Origin of the sequence: Rhodococcus sp. IEGM 1341, from assembly GCF_030056895.1 — a bacterium.
GTDB lineage: Bacteria > Actinomycetota > Actinomycetes > Mycobacteriales > Mycobacteriaceae > Rhodococcoides.
The window spans coordinates 21,544-37,321 of record NZ_JASHKV010000014.1 but is presented as its reverse complement, the minus strand read 5'-3'; the positions used below and the strand labels follow the sequence as shown (position 1 = coordinate 37,321).

Annotated in this window: 15 protein-coding genes and 1 tRNA gene; 8 read left to right on the top strand and 8 right to left on the bottom strand. The window is 65.3% G+C overall.

What is annotated here, in order from left to right; all coding sequences use genetic code 11:
- From QM615_RS21595 to QM615_RS21580, 4 genes are read left to right on the top strand one after another with little or no spacing between them, the layout of a single operon-like run.
- The gene (locus tag QM615_RS21595; RefSeq protein WP_149408043.1) at positions 1 to 1,140 is read left to right on the top strand and encodes an isobutyryl-CoA dehydrogenase; all 1,140 of its coding nucleotides are present in this window, start codon (positions 1 to 3) and stop codon (positions 1,138 to 1,140) included.
- Positions 1,137 to 2,195: an enoyl-CoA hydratase/isomerase family protein gene (locus tag QM615_RS21590; protein WP_149408042.1), complete on the top strand. Its 1,059-nt coding sequence runs from the start codon at positions 1,137 to 1,139 to the stop codon at positions 2,193 to 2,195. The genes QM615_RS21595 and QM615_RS21590 overlap by 4 nt, the downstream gene beginning before the upstream one ends.
- Positions 2,192 to 3,100 carry a 3-hydroxyisobutyrate dehydrogenase gene (mmsB, locus tag QM615_RS21585; protein WP_149408041.1) on the top strand — a complete coding sequence of 303 codons (909 nt, stop codon included), beginning with the start codon at positions 2,192 to 2,194 and terminating at the stop codon, positions 3,098 to 3,100. The genes QM615_RS21590 and mmsB overlap by 4 nt, the downstream gene beginning before the upstream one ends.
- On the top strand, positions 3,097 to 3,873 hold the full coding sequence (locus QM615_RS21580) for an enoyl-CoA hydratase (protein ID WP_149408040.1): 777 nt from the start codon (positions 3,097 to 3,099) through the stop codon (positions 3,871 to 3,873). The genes mmsB and QM615_RS21580 overlap by 4 nt, the downstream gene beginning before the upstream one ends.
- Before the next feature lie 19 nt (positions 3,874 to 3,892).
- Here the strand turns inward: QM615_RS21580 and QM615_RS21575 are convergent, their stop codons facing one another.
- The 8 genes from QM615_RS21575 to QM615_RS21540 form a co-directional block, all read right to left on the bottom strand.
- Positions 3,893 to 4,717, bottom strand: a complete 825-nt coding sequence (locus QM615_RS21575) for a DUF7159 family protein (protein WP_068048313.1) — start codon at positions 4,715 to 4,717, stop codon at positions 3,893 to 3,895.
- A 102-nt stretch (positions 4,718 to 4,819) separates the two neighbouring features.
- Positions 4,820 to 5,353: a MarR family winged helix-turn-helix transcriptional regulator gene (locus tag QM615_RS21570; RefSeq protein ID WP_149408039.1), complete on the bottom strand. Its 534-nt coding sequence runs from the start codon at positions 5,351 to 5,353 to the stop codon at positions 4,820 to 4,822.
- Between the two features lie 35 nt (positions 5,354 to 5,388).
- Entirely contained in the window at positions 5,389 to 6,732 is a 1,344-nt protein-coding gene (locus QM615_RS21565; RefSeq protein ID WP_149408038.1) for a DUF2254 domain-containing protein, read from the bottom strand.
- A 71-nt stretch (positions 6,733 to 6,803) separates the two neighbouring features.
- Positions 6,804 to 7,391 (bottom strand): class I SAM-dependent DNA methyltransferase, encoded by a 588-nt coding sequence (locus tag QM615_RS21560; RefSeq protein ID WP_149408037.1) that lies wholly within the window; start codon positions 7,389 to 7,391, stop codon positions 6,804 to 6,806.
- A 14-nt stretch (positions 7,392 to 7,405) separates the two neighbouring features.
- Complete coding sequence (locus tag QM615_RS21555) at positions 7,406 to 8,293, bottom strand: hypothetical protein (protein WP_149408036.1); 888 nt, start codon at positions 8,291 to 8,293, stop codon at positions 7,406 to 7,408.
- Between the two features lie 60 nt (positions 8,294 to 8,353).
- Positions 8,354 to 8,426 (bottom strand) — tRNA-Arg (locus QM615_RS21550).
- 68 nt (positions 8,427 to 8,494) lie between these two features.
- A complete protein-coding gene (locus QM615_RS21545) occupies positions 8,495 to 9,217 on the bottom strand; it encodes a DUF305 domain-containing protein (RefSeq protein ID WP_149408035.1) in 723 nt (240 codons plus the stop codon).
- Positions 9,217 to 10,098 (bottom strand): thioredoxin-like domain-containing protein, encoded by an 882-nt coding sequence (locus QM615_RS21540; protein ID WP_068048298.1) that lies wholly within the window; start codon positions 10,096 to 10,098, stop codon positions 9,217 to 9,219. Before QM615_RS21540 ends, QM615_RS21545 begins: the two co-directional genes overlap by 1 nt.
- Positions 10,099 to 10,329: 231 nt before the next feature.
- On the opposite strand from QM615_RS21540, the gene argS reads away from it, so the two are divergent.
- The 4 genes from argS to thrC are packed head-to-tail and all read left to right on the top strand — an operon-like array spanning position 10,330 to position 15,762.
- Positions 10,330 to 11,982, top strand: a complete 1,653-nt coding sequence (gene argS, locus QM615_RS21535) for an arginine--tRNA ligase (RefSeq protein WP_149408034.1) — start codon at positions 10,330 to 10,332, stop codon at positions 11,980 to 11,982.
- Entirely contained in the window at positions 11,979 to 13,400 is a 1,422-nt protein-coding gene (gene lysA, locus QM615_RS21530; protein ID WP_149408033.1) for a diaminopimelate decarboxylase, read from the top strand. The genes argS and lysA overlap by 4 nt, the downstream gene beginning before the upstream one ends.
- A complete protein-coding gene (locus tag QM615_RS21525) occupies positions 13,397 to 14,698 on the top strand; it encodes a homoserine dehydrogenase (protein WP_094669089.1) in 1,302 nt (433 codons plus the stop codon). Before lysA ends, QM615_RS21525 begins: the two co-directional genes overlap by 4 nt.
- Positions 14,695 to 15,762 (top strand): threonine synthase, encoded by a 1,068-nt coding sequence (gene thrC, locus QM615_RS21520; RefSeq protein WP_027497914.1) that lies wholly within the window; start codon positions 14,695 to 14,697, stop codon positions 15,760 to 15,762. Before QM615_RS21525 ends, thrC begins: the two co-directional genes overlap by 4 nt.
- Positions 15,763 to 15,778: the final 16 nt, after the last annotated feature.

The window sequence follows — 15,778 nt, the reverse complement described above, 5'->3', positions numbered from 1 at the left end:
ATGTTCACATTGAACGAGGACGAGCGAGCGATCAACGACACCGCTCGTGAATTCGCCGACGAGTTCCTGGCCCCGAACGCGATCGAGTGGGACCAGAGCAAGCATTTCCCCGTGGACGTACTGCGCAAGGCAGCGGGACTGGGAATGGGCGGCATCTACATTGGAGAGGACGTGGGCGGATCGGGTCTGACCAGAGTCGATTCGGTGCGGATCTTCGAGCAGCTGGCCACCGGTGACCCGTCCATCGCGGCATACATCTCGATTCACAACATGGTCGCCTGGATGATCGACACCTACGGCACCGACGAGCAGAGGCAGCGGTGGCTGCCGGGCCTGTGCACGATGGATCAGTTGGGTAGCTACTGCCTCACCGAGCCCGGCGCGGGATCGGATGCCGCGATGCTCGGCACCAAGGCGGTGCGTGACGGTGACGAGTACGTCTTGGACGGCGTCAAGCAATTCATCTCCGGCGCAGGCACTTCCGAGGTGTACGTCGTCATGGCGCGTACCGGTGCACCGGGCCCTCGTGGCATCTCCGCGTTCATCGTGCCGAAGGACTCGGCGGGACTGTCCTTCGGAGCCAACGAGAAGAAGATGGGGTGGAACGCTCAGCCCACCCGGCAGGTCGTTCTCGAAGGCGTTCGCATTCCGGCCGATAATCTGCTCGGCAACGAGGGCGACGGGTTCCGCATCGCCATGAACGGACTCAACGGCGGACGCATCAACATCGCCGCGTGTTCGATCGGCGGAGCGCAGTCCGCCCTCGACAAGGCCGTTGCGTACCTGGCCGAGCGCAAGGCGTTCGGGGCACGGTTGCTCGATGCGCAGGCGCTCCAGTTCCGACTGGCCGATTTCAAGACCGAACTCGAAGCCGCCCGCACGCTGCTGTGGCGGGCCGCGGACGCGTTGCAGAACGATGCTGCGGACAAGGTCGAGATGTGCGCGATGGCCAAGCGTTTCGGAACCGACACCGGTTTCGAGGTCGCCAACGGCGCGTTGCAGCTGCTGGGTGGGTACGGCTACCTCAGCGAGTACGGCGTCGAGAAGATCGTTCGTGACCTTCGGGTGCACCAGATTCTGGAAGGGACCAACGAAATCATGCGAGTGGTTGTGGCGCGTTCGATCGTGGGTGCCGCATGAGCGACGTCATCCTCGAGGTCTCCGGCGGAATCGGTCGGATCACCCTGAACCGCCCCAAAGCGATCAATGCGCTCGATCATGCGATGGTGCGTGAGATCGCGCCGGCGTTGGCGCAGTGGGCAACCGACGACGCTGTCGATGTCGTCCTTCTGACCGGAGCCGGTGAGCGAGGACTGTGCGCAGGCGGAGACATCGTCTCCATCTACCACGACGCCAAGGACGGTGGCAGCGGCAGCAAGGATTTCTGGCGCGAGGAGTACATCCTCAACGCCGCGATCGCTCGATTCCCCAAGCCGTTCGTCGCCATCATGGACGGCATCGTCATGGGTGGAGGCGTCGGGCTCTCGGCACATGCCAACACTCGCATCGTCACCGAGCGATCGAAGATCGCGATGCCCGAGGTCGGAATCGGTTTCGTTCCGGATGTGGGTGGTACGTACCTACTTTCGCGTGCTCCGGGTGAGATCGGCACCCACTTCGCGCTCACCACGGCGCGGATGAATGCCGGCGACGCCATCGCAGTCGGTTTCGCCGATCACTACATCCCGTCCGACAAGCTGGAAGACTTCTACTCGGCACTCGAGACGGTCAGCGTCGGAGAGGCCGTCGCGACGTTCAGCGAGCAGGCACCGGAGTCCACGGTTACCGGTCAGCAGGGATGGATCGACGAGTGCTATGCAGGCGACGACGTCCAGGGCATCGTCGACGCTCTGGCAGCCAGCTCAGTGCCGGAGGCGCAGAAGTCCGCGGAGGACATCGCGTCCAAATCGCCTGTGTCGCTGGCCGTGACGCTGAGGTCGCTGCGCCGGGCGGCCACGCTGCCGACGCTGGAGTCAGTGCTCGACGAGGAGTACCGCGTGTCGGTCGCATCCCTGAGCAGTCACGATCTCGTCGAAGGAATTCGAGCACAGGTGGTCGAGAAGGACCGCAACCCGCAATGGCAACCGCGTACGTCGGCAGACGTCAGGCCCGAGGACGTCGACCGGTACTTCGCACCTCTCGGGGACGCGGAACTGGGCCTGTCGAACGCACACACAGAAGGTGAGCAGTCATGAGCGAGAAGACGATCGGCTTCATCGGCCTCGGCCACATGGGTGGACCGATGGCCGCCAATCTGGCTGCGGCCGGCTACACGGTGCAGGGCTTCGATCTGGTGCCCGCCGCGCTCGAGCAGGCCACGAAGGACGGCGTCACCGTGGTCGAATCGGCCGTGGCCGCCGTCGCCGATGCCGACATCGTCATCACGATGCTGCCCAACGGCACACTGGTACTCGGGTTGTACGCGGACCTGCTGCCTGCCGCCGCGCCGGGCACGTTGTTCATCGACTCCTCGACCATCGACGTCGCCGACGCGCACACCGCGCACAAGCTGGTGCACGAGGCAGGCCACCGCAGTCTGGACGCACCGGTCTCCGGTGGTGTCGGGGGAGCGGCTGCGGGAACGTTGACATTCATGGTGGGCGGTTCCGAAGAGGACTTCGCCTCTGCTGCAGCAGTTCTCGACGTGATGGGTCGCAAGGTGGTGCACTGCGGCGCAGCGGGCAACGGCCAGGCCGCCAAGATCTGCAACAACATGATTCTCGGAGTGTCGATGATCGCCATCAGCGAGGCGTTCGTATTGGGGGAGAAACTCGGCCTGAGCAACCAGGCGTTGTTCGACGTGGCCTCGACTGCATCCGGTCAATGCTGGGCGCTGACGACCAATTGCCCGGTGCCCGGTCCCGTACCGACGAGCCCCGCCAACAACGAGTACAAGCCCGGCTTCGCGGCGGCGCTCATGGACAAGGATCTGGGCCTGGCCGCCAATGCACTGCGCGACAACGGTGTCGAGGGTGTTCTGGGCCTACGGGCGGCCGAGTTGTACGCTCGCTTCAAGGAAACAACCGGGGGCGGCACCGATGTCGACTTCTCCGGCATCATCAACGACATCCGCGAGCGCTCGAACGGAGCAGACCTGTGAGTGACTACGAGACCATTCTGCTCGAACGTCGGGGACGCGTCGGCATCATCACGCTCAACCGACCCAAGGCATTGAACGCGCTCAATTCTCAGTTGATGCGCGAGGTCGTCTCGGTGGTCGAGGAACTCGATGCGGACTCCGACATCGGTGCAATTCTCATCACCGGTTCCGAACGGGCCTTCGCGGCCGGGGCCGACATCAAGGAGATGCAGCCCAAGTCCTACATGGACGTGTATCTCGACGACTTCTTCGCCGCCTGGGACCGATTGGCATCGGCTCGAACGCCGTTGATCGCGGCGGTGTCCGGTTATGCACTCGGCGGCGGGTGCGAACTCGCGATGCTGTGCGACGTTCTGATCGCCTCGGACACCGCGGTATTCGGGCAACCCGAGATCAAGCTCGGCGTTATTCCGGGAATCGGCGGGTCGCAGCGCCTGACGCGTGCAGTGGGCAAGGCCAAGGCCATGGAGATGTGCTTGACCGGTCGCAACATGAAGGTCGAGGAAGCCGAGCGAGCAGGGCTGGTCTCGCGCATCGTGCCGGTCGCGGATCTCCTCGACGACGCCATCGCGACCGCCACCACCATCGCCGAGATGTCGCTGCCGGTCGCCATGATGGCCAAGGAAGCAGTGAACCGATCGTTCGAGTCGAGCCTTCGCGAGGGTGTTCTGTTCGAGCGCCGCGTGTTTCACTCGACCTTCGCCACCGAGGACCAGAAGGAAGGCATGTCGGCCTTCATCGAGAAGCGAACGCCGAACTTCCAGCACCGGTAGCGTCGCCTTGTGGGTCGCTCTACCTGTCGGGGGACAGGAGGGCGGCCCCGCGGGCCGAGACCAACTCCGGCATCGACGGCACCAGCGTCGTCAGGCCGGTTCGCAGCTCGAGTGACCGCGCGATCGAGGTGATGTTCGCGCCGCCGCCCACCACGACGATGGACTGCGGTCTGGCACCGGACAATTCGATGGTCTGCTCCACCAACATGCCCGCGTACCGCACCGGTCCGGCGATCAGATCGTCGAAGTCGCGTCGGGTCAGCACATGCCGCGCGGCACCGGATGGATCGGTGGTGCTGACGACGGAGTCGACGCTCAGCTGCTCCTTGATGGACCGGCTGGCGTCGATTCCGATACGAACACCGTTGGACGAAAGTAGCCGTCGAACCGAGTGATCGAGATCGTCGCCGCAAAACGTGGCAGTGCGCCGCGTCATGAGGGTGCGAGTGGACGCCAGGTCGATGACGGTGACAGTGGTTCCGGTGCTTCCGATATCGCACAACACAGTGACGCCGTGATTGGGCACCAGCCCGATGAAGCGCAGATAGCGCACCTGCGCAGCGGTTTCCGGAACGAGCGAGGCGGTGCGGGCCGTACCGCTGGTGGCGACCGAGCCGGGATCGGTGGCAACCCGATAGGCGATGGCGGAGAACTGAACCGGGAGCGACATCGTCGCGGCGATGGAGTGGATGGCGTCGACGCCGGTGGCGATCGTGGTGGACAGCGACTGACCCGGGGCTCGGCGCACCGTCCTGGACACGATGGGTGTGCGGTGGGGGCTGTCCAGATACGTCAGAATTGCGCGTGCGCCGTGCGCACCCGCCCCGACCCCCAAAACCAGCACCCCGCCCCGCCCTTCAGCAGATCGGCTCCGACCTGTTCCTGGAGCAATTGCACCACGAACGGTACGGGTGTGCCATTGTCTTGTGACGAGTCACGATCGAACTCAGAACGATGTAGTGATCTCGTCACTGTCGAAATCGCCTGCATCCGAACGGAGTTCCGCCAAGATCCGAACGAGCGTCAGTAATTTGTCCCGTGCCAGACCGGGGCGTGCGAACACCAGTGAGTTCAACCGCTCGGTGGCCTCGACGGCCAATGTGCGTCCCTGCTCGGTGATTTCGACCAGTGTGGTGCGCCGATCGCTCGGATGTGGGATGCGTCGAACGTATCCCACGGACTCGAGACGATCGACAGCGTTGGTCACGCTCGTGGGATGCACCTGCAGACGTGCGCTCGCCTTCGCCATCGGCAGAGCCCCGTTCTTGGTGAAGGTCAACAACGTCAGCAGCTCGTAGCGCGAAAAGGTCAGTCCCGTCGGCTTCAACGCTTCCTCGACCCGGGCGAGCATGATCTGCTGCGCGCGCATCAACGAGGTCACCGCGGCCATACCGTCGGCGGCGTCGGACCATCCGTGTTTGGTCCACTGGCGGTGTGCCTCTGCAATGGGATCGAGGGGAAGCGGAGACGGTGCAGGCATACCGACCATCCTCCCACGGTGTCCGGTTCCGGCGTCTACCGAATGACGACGCGAGGTACTGCGAGCGGAACCCGATCCGTGATCGCGGCGCGGGCAAGCGAGATCTCCTCGCGGGCTTCGGCTGTGCGGGCGGTATCGGTGTCGCCGGAGGCCAACGCGCGGTCCAGCAAGTCCAGTTGAGTCAGTACGGCGTCGACGTTCTCGGAATCCTGTGCCGCACGACCCACTCGCTCGGCGAGGCGAATTCCGGCCTGCACCACCATGGGGCTGCCGGTGCCGTAGATCCGCACCGCATCGAGGGCATGGTCGATCAGTGACGGAACCGCGACGCGGCGGGTGATCACCCGAACGGTGCCGTCGGAGCCGCACCGAGCACGGGAGGGCCTGGGACGCTGGACGACCGCGACCAGTCCGACCGTGAGATCGTCGATGGCGTTGCGTGCCGTGTACGGGTCGTTGACGCCCGTCGACAGGGCGCGCACAGCCATTTCGGTCATCTGCTCGACGGCGAAAGCGATGTCGTGCCGCGGTGTTCGACTGGTGCCGATGGCGAACGACCCTCGAACCCGTCCGACCGCGTCGGCGGAGATGTTCGCCGATCGATCGGCCAGAACATCGGCGAGCGGTTCACCGGCAACGACATGTTCACCGGGCACTCGATGAACATCGATCACGGTGTCGGTGTCGGCAGCGATGTTCAGCACGGCGTCCTCGTCGATGTCGATGATCACCCCGGACTCCTCGGCCAGCACCGTGGTGTAGACGGGCGGCTTGACGACGCCCTCTGCCGACGCCGCATCGGTGGGTTGCTCGGGCGGGTAGAGCGCGTCGACGGACTCCGACAGTTCGTCGCGGACGCGGCCGGACAGCGTCGCCACCTGGATCGACTGCGCGATGTGATGAATGAAGTAGACGAGCACACCCACGTCGACCACCGCGAGTGCGACGGCAACGTTGACGGCGATGTCCGGCACGAAGACCGAGCCGTCGGATTCGATCGAGCGAATCGACCGCAGCACCATCAGCGAGTACAGGAACGTGGCACCGAAGATGCCGAGCACCACCTGATTGCCGCGATCGGCCATGAAGTTGCGCACCAGGCGGGGACCGTACGAGGAACTGGCGGTGGCGAGGACGGAGATGGTGATGGAGAACGACGTCGCAGCCACGCCGAGCATGGACCCGCCGATGGCGCCGAGGATGTCTCGGCTGCCACTGGCACCCACGTGGTAGAGCAGCGAACCCGTCAGATCGACCCGGGTATCGAGCAGATAGCGATCGAGACTCACCAGAGCCTGCGCGAGGACGAGTGCGACAACCCCGAGGACGGCGGGAATGAACCAGAACGATTCCCGCAGCTTCGCCATGTGTTCCTTCATGACGCACAGTCTTCCCGTAGGCGTCCGAATCAACCCTCGGTATCGAATCCCGTCGCTCGATTCAGGCCGTGTCAGGCCAGCAGGGCCGGCTTTCGTGCAACGGTGACCGCCCAGTCCGCGTCGGTGCGCCACGGCCGCAGATCCCACGTCGAGAATCGGTGCTCGAGGTCGAAGCCGACCGCCGCCAGATCCTCGTCGAGCATGTCCACGGTGTACTCCCGATCGGTGGCGAATCCGGTGACGAACACTCCGCCTTCGGTCAGGTGTGCCCAGATGCGTTGGAGCGCAGTGCGTTCGGTACCGGGCTTCATGAAGACGAGTACGTTGCCCGCTGCCACGGCCGCGTCGAACGTCCGGCCCAGATCGAGCGTCGTCAGATCGGCGACATGGACGTCGAGTTCGGGGTGTGCTCGAGCGGCCTCGGCCAGAACGGGATCGAGATCCACTGCGGTCACACGGTGTCCGCGGCGGGCCAACTCGACACCGAGTCGGCCGGTCCCGCATCCGGCATCGAGAATGCTCGACGCGGGCGAGACCACCGCGTCGACCATGCGGGCTTCGCCGTGCAGATCCACGCCGCGTTCGGCCAGGCGGTCGAATCGCTCGATGTAGCGCGCGGAATCGTCTGCGGAGTTCTCGGCTTGCCAGCGTGTGGTCACCCCGCCAGGGTAGGTCAGGTCAGGGAGTCGAGAGCCGACCGGGCTTCGACGACCCGGGCGCGGGCTGCCTCGAGTGCCGCCGCCGTCGACTCCGCCTTTACGACACCGGCCTCGTGTGCTTCTCGCGCAGCCTGCGCGCGGGCTCCGGCAGCCTTCAGCTCGGTCTCGATTCGCTCGACTTCTTCTGCAGCGCTGCGCAGTTCGGACGCTTTTCGTTCGGTGTCCGCTTGGGCTTCGTCGACTTCGGTTCGCGCGGTATCGAGATCGGATTCGGCCGACTCGAGTTCGGCGAGCAGTCGGTTTCGTTCGGCTTCGTCGGTTTTCTCCCGGTCGTCCTCGACCTCGGCAGAAACCGGGTCGTCATCGGCGGTGGCGTCGTCATCGTCGGGCGAGTCCGGCACGATCGAGAGCAGCGCAGGCCCGAAGCCACTGTACGTTTCGGCCACCACGGTTCTGCCCGCGCGGACGCGGTCGCGTATCTCCGCATCGGCCATCGCCGCGTTCAGGGTGTTGGAGATCTCGCGGGCTGCGTTGTCGCCGACGGTCGCCCCGAGGTCGCGTCCGAGCGAGACTGCTCGATCGGTCAGGGCGCGTATCGAAGTGCTTCGGGCAGTGGACAATTCACGCAGTCGGGGGCCGTCGCCGCGCTGCTGTGCTCGTTCGAGTTGCTCACCCAGATCGAACAGTTCCGCCAGAGCCGATTCGTCTCGTCGAGCCAGTGTGTTCACCAACCACGCCACGACCGTGGGCTTGCGCAGGGCACCGATTCGGGTGGCAGCGGCTTTGTCGCCAGCCTTCTTGAACCGGGTGACGTACGCCGCACGATGCGAGACGAAATCAGCGGGAGGGAGTGAGTACAGGTCGTCGACGACGGTCTCGACTCGGGGGAGATTCTCGGACATCGAAGTCCACCGTCTCGTTCGAGCAGCCACCGTACGACGGTGACATGCGTGAAAGATGTGTGCCCCCGGCAGGATTCGAACCTGCGGCCTTTCGCTCCGGAGGCGAACGCTCTATCCCCTGAGCTACGGGGGCGCACCGGACTAACCGGTGTGCCTGTTGGGCTGTACGAAAGACTAGCGCATCCGCGACCCGAGCCGAAATCACCCCTCGGGCAGCGGCTGCGCACCCTTCTCGGCGAGCATCTGCTTCATCAGCGTCGACTCGCTGGTCTGGGTGGCGACCATGGAGTTCGCCAGATTGATCACCGCCGGTGACTGCGCGTGAGTCTGCGCGTACTCCATCATCGCCAGGCCGCCCTCGTGGTGGCGCAGCATGAGTTGCAGGAACATCACGTCGACATCCGAGCCGGTGGCTTGGCGAAGCGCGGCGAGCTCAGCGGAACTGGCCATGCCGGGCATGGCCCTGGTGGGATCCGAGGATCCGGGATCCATGGACATCCCGCCCATCGAGTGAGCGCGAGAGTCGTCCTCGGCCATCCAGGTCATGTAGCCGTCGGTCGAGATCGGCGCTCGGTCCCACAGGGCCAACCAGCCCTGCATCTGTCCCACCTGGTTCTGCTGCGAGGTGAGCATGTCGAACGCCAGGCTCTTGACGGCCTGATCCGGCGCGTTGGTCAACGCCACCGCCGCCATCTCGATCGCCTGGTTGTGGTGCACGGTCATGTCCTGCGCGAAGCCGACGTCCACCGAGTCCGCAGCAGGTGCGGTGTTGTCGTCCCGGAACGGACTCTGCACCAGAAAGCCCAGCGCGAAACCGATCGCCAGGACGGCGATCAGCGCCAGCGCAACCAGCGCGGTGCGCTGGCTCGGCTTGGTGGCGGACGCGGTGGCGTCCGCGCTGTCGGTTGTCGTCGGCTCGGTCATCAGTTGGTGGGGACCTGAAGATCGCTCGGCAGCTGAACTCCGCCGGTCCCGCCGGTCTCGCTTGCATCGGGGGTGATGCCGGCACCGTCCATCGGTACCGCGTCCGCGCCGGGTGCAGAGGCGTCGAACAGGGGCGGGTTGTCCGGGTCGAAGGCGTTGTCACCGGTTCCCGGCACCGATGCGCAGCTGGCCCCGACCTCGGGGTAGGCGAAACGGTTGAGGCGCAGGGCGGAGATGAACTGGCCGATGCGTTCGTCGTCCACACTGTCCAACTTGAGCTGGTGGCCCCAGGACTGCAGCGAGACCGGGGAATCGAGGCCGGGGTACGGCGACATCATCATCTGCGTTTCACCGTCGACGCGATCGGCCAGCGACTGGACCTGGTCCTCGTTCAGATCGTCGGGGTTGTAGGTGACCCAGACGGCACCGTGCTCGAGCGAGTGCACGGCATTCTCGGTACGAATGGCCTCGGGGTACACGATTCCCGTGCAGGTGGCCCACACAGCATCGTGCGGTCCACCGAACGGCGGCGACTGGTCGTAGGCGACCCGCTGTGTGCGCCCGACGTGCAGAGCCGCGGGGTACTCCTGGATCGCGACACCCTCGATGCCGGTCGACGGATCCTGATTGGCCTCGCTCGGCGCGAACTTCTGCGCCTCGGCGCGGTCCTGGTACTTCGGATACAGATTGATCCCGAGGCCCGCAACGAGACCGACAACGACAACGACACCGGCAACTGTCAGCCAGGGAATCTGCCTGCCCGTCGCGGTGGGCACGCCGCCCTTCTTCTTGCGAGCTGACTTCTTGTTGGCTGCATTGATGGCTTTGTCTGCCTTCGCAGCCGACTTGTTCTGACTGCCTTTGTCGGGACCCGTTGGCATCGCTGTAGTTGCTCTCTCAGTCGAGGAAAGGTGGTGTTCGGTTGCGCTGGTGATGCGTATCTGCTGGTGACAGCATCGTCCGATGACCATCAGCGCAGAGCGCCCTCACTGTACGTTCTCTGCCTGAGAGCGTGCTCAGAGCCTGCGCGGACCGCGCAGTCCGAGGTTGCTCGCCGGCAGACGGGCAGTGGATGCGAGTACGCCGCGCACCAGCCAATAGGATAGCTACCTGTGACTCCCGCCGATCTTGCCGAACTGCTTCACGCGACCGCCGCGAAGGTGCTTGCCGACCGCGGCCTGGATGCATCAGTCCTCCCTGCGAAGCTGACCGTCGAGCGTCCCCGAAATCCCGAGCACGGCGACTACGCGACCAACGTGGCACTCCAGGTCGCGAAGAAGGCCGGAGCCAACCCCCGCGACTTCGCCGGCTGGCTCGCGGAGGCTCTCGCTGCCGACGCAGCCATCGCCGACGCCGACGTCGCAGGCCCCGGATTCCTGAACATCAGGCTGGCCGCTGCAGCACAGGGCGAAATCGTTGCCCGCGTGCTCGCCGCAGGCGCGGCTTTCGGCAGCGGTTCCTCGATGACGGGCAAGAAGGTCAATCTCGAGTTCGTCTCGGCCAACCCGACCGGGCCGGTGCACCTCGGCGGTACCCGATGGGCAGCCGTCGGCGATGCGCTCGGTCGGATCCTGACCGCCCATGGCGCAGAGGTCACTCGCGAGTACTACTTCAACGATCACGGCGCACAGATCGCCCGCTTCAGCCGATCCCTGATCGCCGCGGCCAAGGGTGAACCCGCTCCGGAGAACGGCTACGCAGGCGAGTACATCGCCGAGATCGCCGAGCAGGTGCTGGTGCAGGAGCCGGAAGCGCTCGCGCTGGCCCCCGAGGCCCAGGAAGAGACGTTCCGAGCGATCGGCACCCAGCTGATGTTCGACCGGATCAAGGCCAATCTGCACGAGTTCGGCGTCGACTTCGATGTCTACTTCCACGAGAATTCGCTGTTCGACTCGGGTGAGGTCGAGAAGTCGGTCGAGTACCTCAAGAGCTCGGGGAGCCTCTACGAGGAGGACGGTGCCTGGTGGCTACGGTCCACCGAGTACGGCGACGACAAGGATCGTGTCGTCATCAAGAGCGACGGCAACGCCGCCTACATCGCCGGCGACATCGCCTACTTCCAGAACAAGCGGCAGCGCGGCTTCGATCTGTGCATCTACATGCTCGGAGCGGACCACCACGGATACATCGGACGGCTCAAGGCGGCCGCAGCTGCGTTCGGAGACGACCCCGCGACCGTCGAGGTGCTGATCGGCCAGATGGTCAACCTGGTGCGCGACGGCGTGGCCGTGAAGATGAGCAAGCGTGCCGGAACCGTCATCACCCTCGACGACCTGGTCGAAGCCATCGGCGTCGACGCCTCCCGGTACGTCATGGTTCGGTCGTCCGTCGACTCCAGCATCGACATCGACCTCGCCCTGTGGGCGAGCGCCAGCAACGAGAACCCGGTGTACTACGTCCAGTACGCCCACGCCCGCCTGGCCTCACTCGCGCGCAATGCCGCCGAACTGGGAATCGTTGCTGATGAACCGGATCTGAGCCTGCTCACCCACGAGCAGGAAGGCGAGCTGATCAGGACGATCGGCGAGTACCCGCGCGTGGTGGCCAGCGCCGCCGAACTGCGCGAACCACACCGGATCGCCCGCTACCTCGAAGAGCTGGCGGGTGCCTACCACCGTTTCTACGGTGCGTGTCGAGTACTTCCACAAGGAGACGAGGAGCCCGGACCTGTGAACACCGCACGACTGGCGTTGGGGAACGCGACCCGGCAGGTCCTGGCCAACGGCCTCGAACTGCTCGGGGTCAGCGCACCGGAGCGCATGTGAGCGCACATCCGGCAGGACCCAAGCATGCCGACGCCCCCGCGAAGCAGTCGATGTCCCATCGCCCGGCCGACGCGTCGGAGATGACGACGCTGCCCGAGCAGGTGTGGCCCCGCAATGCCGAGCGCGGTGAGGACGGAACCGTCCGCCTCGCCGGAGTGTCGGTCACCGATCTCGCGGAGCAGTACGGCACACCGTTGTTCGTCATCGACGAGGACGACTTCCGTTCGCGCTGCCGTGAGATGGCCGCCGCATTCGGGGCACCCGAACGAGTTCACTACGCCTCCAAGGCTTTCCTGTGCGGCGAGATCGCACGCTGGGTGGCCGACGAAGGGCTCTCACTCGACATCTGCTCCGGAGGCGAGCTGGCCATCGCGTTGGCCGCCGGATTCCCGGCCGACCGAATTGCCATGCACGGCAACAACAAATCGGTAGCCGAGCTCGAGGCGGGCGTGCGCGCAGGCGTCGAACATGTGGTGCTCGACTCCAACATCGAGATCGACCGTCTCGACGGCGTCGCCGGTGCGGCCGGTGTGGTGCAGGACGTTCTCATTCGCATCACCGTCGGTGTCGAGGCGCATACGCACGAGTTCATCGCCACCGCGCATGAGGATCAGAAGTTCGGATTCTCGCTCGCCGACGGCTCTGCGCTCGACGCCGTCCGCCGCGTGTTCGCTGCCGACAACCTTCGCCTCGTCGGACTGCACAGTCACATCGGTTCGCAGATATTCGAGGTCGACGGCTTCGAGTTGGCAGCGCACAAGGTCATCGGCCTGCTGCGAGACATCGTCTCGGAGTTCGGCGTCGACAAGACCGCGCAGATCTCGACTCTGGATCTCGGTGGCGGCATGGGTATTTCGTACGTGCCGAGTGACGATCCTCCGCCGGTGGAGCAGCTCGCGGCGAAGTTGACCACCATCGTGGAGACCGAGTCCGCCGCAGTGGGTCTACCGGTCCCGACGATCGCCGTCGAGCCGGGCCGCGCCATCGCCGGACCGGGCACCGTCACGCTCTACGAGGTCGGCACGATCAAGGACGTCACCGTCGACAAGTCGACGCGTAGGCGCTACATCAGCGTCGACGGCGGCATGAGCGACAACATCCGAACCTCGCTGTATCAGGCCGAATACGACTGTCGGCTGGTCTCGCGCACGAGCGATGCCGAGGCCGTCGTGGCTCGGGTCGTCGGAAAGCATTGCGAGAGCGGCGACATCGTCATCAAGAACACATGGATGCCGGCAGACGTCGGGCCGGGTGACCTGCTCGCGGTAGCGGCCACCGGGGCCTACTGCTACTCCATGTCCAGTCGCTACAACCTGCTGACGCGGCCCGCTGTGGTTGCGGTCAAGGACGGGCACCCACGCCTGATCCTGCGGCGGGAAACCATCGAAGATCTGCTCAGCTTGGAGGTTCAGCCATGACATCGAAGCCGATAGGCGTCGCCGTACTCGGACTCGGAAACGTCGGCAGCGAGGTCGTTCGAATCCTCACCGAGAACGCTGACGACTTCGAGGCGAGAGTAGGTGCGCCACTGGAGATTCGGGGCATCGCTGTGCGTCGGGTCGACGGCGATCGTGGAGTTCCGGCCGAGCTGCTCACCGACGATCCGGCCGAGCTCGTGGGCCGCGACGACGTCGACATCGTCGTCGAGGTTCTCGGCGGCATCGACATTCCCCGCAAGCTGGTGCTCTCCGCCCTGGAGAAGGGCAAATCCGTCATCACGGCGAACAAGGCTCTGCTGGCCGAGTACACCGGGGAACTGGCCGACGCGGCCGAGAAGTCGCGTGCCGACCTGTATTTCGAGGCCGCCGTGGCCGGAGCCATCCCCGTGGTCCGCCCGCTGATGCAGTCCCTCGCGGGTGACCGTGTGAACAAGGTTGCCGGCATCGTCAACGGCACCACGAACTTCATCCTCTCGGCCATGGACGAGACGGGCGCGGACTACGCCGAAACCCTCGCCGAGGCAGGGCGTCTGGGCTACGCCGAGGCCGACCCGACCGCCGACGTCGAAGGCTACGACGCTGCATCGAAGGCCGCCATCCTGGCGTCCATCGCGTTCCACACGCGAGTCACTGCCGGTGACGTCTACCGCGAGGGCATCAGCAAGATCACCTCGGACGATCTCGAGACCGCGAAATCCCTGGACTGCACCATCAAGCTGCTGGCCATCTGCGAGCGGATCGTCACGCCCAAGGGCAAGGAGCGAATCTCCGCTCGGGTCTACCCGGCGCTCGTTCCGCTGAACCACCCGTTGGCATCGGTGAACGGTGCGTTCAACGCCGTGGTCGTCGAAGCAGAGGCCGCCGGCCGCCTGATGTTCTACGGCCAGGGTGCAGGCGGGGCGCCGACCGCGTCCGCAGTACTCGGCGATCTGGTGATGGCCGCGCGCAACAAGTTCTACGGCGGACGGGGTCCACTCGAATCCAAGTACGCCAAGCTCAAGGTGGCCCCCATGGGTGACATCCTCACTCGCTACTACGTCAGCATGCAGGTAGCCGACAAGCCCGGCGTTCTCGCCACCGTGGCGGCCGAGTTCTCCAAGCGCGACGTCAGCATTTCCACGGTGCGTCAGCAGGGCTCGGGTGACGGAGCCAGGCTCGTCGTCGTTACGCACCTCGCGGCCGACTCCGCACTGTCCGACACCGTTGCATCCCTCGAGCAGCTCGACGTCGTCGTTCACGTCGCCAGCGTTCTCCGATTGGAAGGCACCACCGTATGAGCGTCCACACCCCCTGGCCCGGTCTGATCGAGGCATACCGTTCGCGTCTGGCGATCGGCCCGGATTGGAAGACCGTCACGCTGCGCGAGGGCGGCACCCCGCTGTTGCCGGCCGGGCACCTGTCCGAACTGACCGGGTGCACAGTGCATCTCAAGGTCGAGGGACTCAACCCCACCGGCTCCTTCAAGGACCGCGGGATGACCATGGCCGTCACCGACGCGCTCGCCCGAGGTCAGGAGGCCGTTCTCTGCGCCTCGACCGGCAACACCTCGGCCTCCGCAGCTGCCTACGCGGCCAAGGCCGGAATGAGCTGTGCCGTCTTGGTTCCGCAGGGCAAGATCGCCATGGGCAAGCTCGCTCAGGCAGTCATGCACGGAGCCAAGATCATTCAGGTGCAGGGCAATTTCGACGATTGCCTCGAACTGGCCCGCAAGACCACGGCCGAGTTCCCGACCATCGGTCTGGTCAACTCCGTCAACCCCGTCCGCATCGAAGGTCAGAAGACCGCGGCCTTCGAGATCTGCGACGCCCTCGGCGACGCACCGGACATCCACGCACTGCCGGTCGGCAACGCAGGCAACATCACTGCGTACTGGCGCGGTTACTCGGAGTACTTCCGTGACGGTCTCACCACACGCAAGCCGCGGATGCTCGGAGTCCAGGCCGCGGGCGCTGCTCCGCTGGTTCACGGTGCGCCGGTGAAGGATCCGGAAACGATCGCCACCGCGATCCGGATCGGCTCGCCCGCATCCTGGAACGGTGCCGTCAACGCCAAGGAAGAATCGAACGGAGCATTCCGCGCCGCGACCGACGAGGAGATCCTCGAGGCGTACCGATTGATCGCCAAGACCGAGGGCGTGTTCGTGGAGCCGGCCTCCGCCGCCAGCGTCGCCGGGCTCCTCGCAGCTCGAAAGGAAGGCTGGCTCGAACCGGGCCTGACCGTCGTGTGCACGGTCACCGGAAACGGCCTCAAGGATCCTGATACAGCGCTGTCGGGAATGCCTGTCGTAGAACCCATTTCGGTCGATCCCGTCGCTGTCGCGGCTGCGCTCGAGCTGGCCTGAGTTGACGGAATCTCCG

What these genes read in the sequence shown, in the direction of transcription:
- QM615_RS21570 (WP_149408039.1), bottom strand. Translation starts at nt 5,353, where the DNA reads ATGCCTGCACCGTCTCCGCTTCCCCTCGATCCCATTGCAGAGGCACAC.
- QM615_RS21540 (WP_068048298.1), bottom strand. Translation starts at nt 10,098, where the DNA reads ATGCCAACGGGTCCCGACAAAGGCAGTCAGAACAAGTCGGCTGCGAAG.
- QM615_RS21565 (WP_149408038.1), bottom strand. Translation starts at nt 6,732, where the DNA reads ATGAAGGAACACATGGCGAAGCTGCGGGAATCGTTCTGGTTCATTCCC.
- QM615_RS21555 (WP_149408036.1), bottom strand. Translation starts at nt 8,293, where the DNA reads ATGTCCGAGAATCTCCCCCGAGTCGAGACCGTCGTCGACGACCTGTAC.
- thrC (WP_027497914.1), top strand. Translation starts at nt 14,695, where the DNA reads ATGAGCGTCCACACCCCCTGGCCCGGTCTGATCGAGGCATACCGTTCG.
- mmsB (WP_149408041.1), top strand. Translation starts at nt 2,192, where the DNA reads ATGAGCGAGAAGACGATCGGCTTCATCGGCCTCGGCCACATGGGTGGA.
- QM615_RS21525 (WP_094669089.1), top strand. Translation starts at nt 13,397, where the DNA reads ATGACATCGAAGCCGATAGGCGTCGCCGTACTCGGACTCGGAAACGTC.
- QM615_RS21545 (WP_149408035.1), bottom strand. Translation starts at nt 9,217, where the DNA reads ATGACCGAGCCGACGACAACCGACAGCGCGGACGCCACCGCGTCCGCC.
- QM615_RS21590 (WP_149408042.1), top strand. Translation starts at nt 1,137, where the DNA reads ATGAGCGACGTCATCCTCGAGGTCTCCGGCGGAATCGGTCGGATCACC.
- QM615_RS21595 (WP_149408043.1), top strand. Translation starts at nt 1, where the DNA reads ATGTTCACATTGAACGAGGACGAGCGAGCGATCAACGACACCGCTCGT.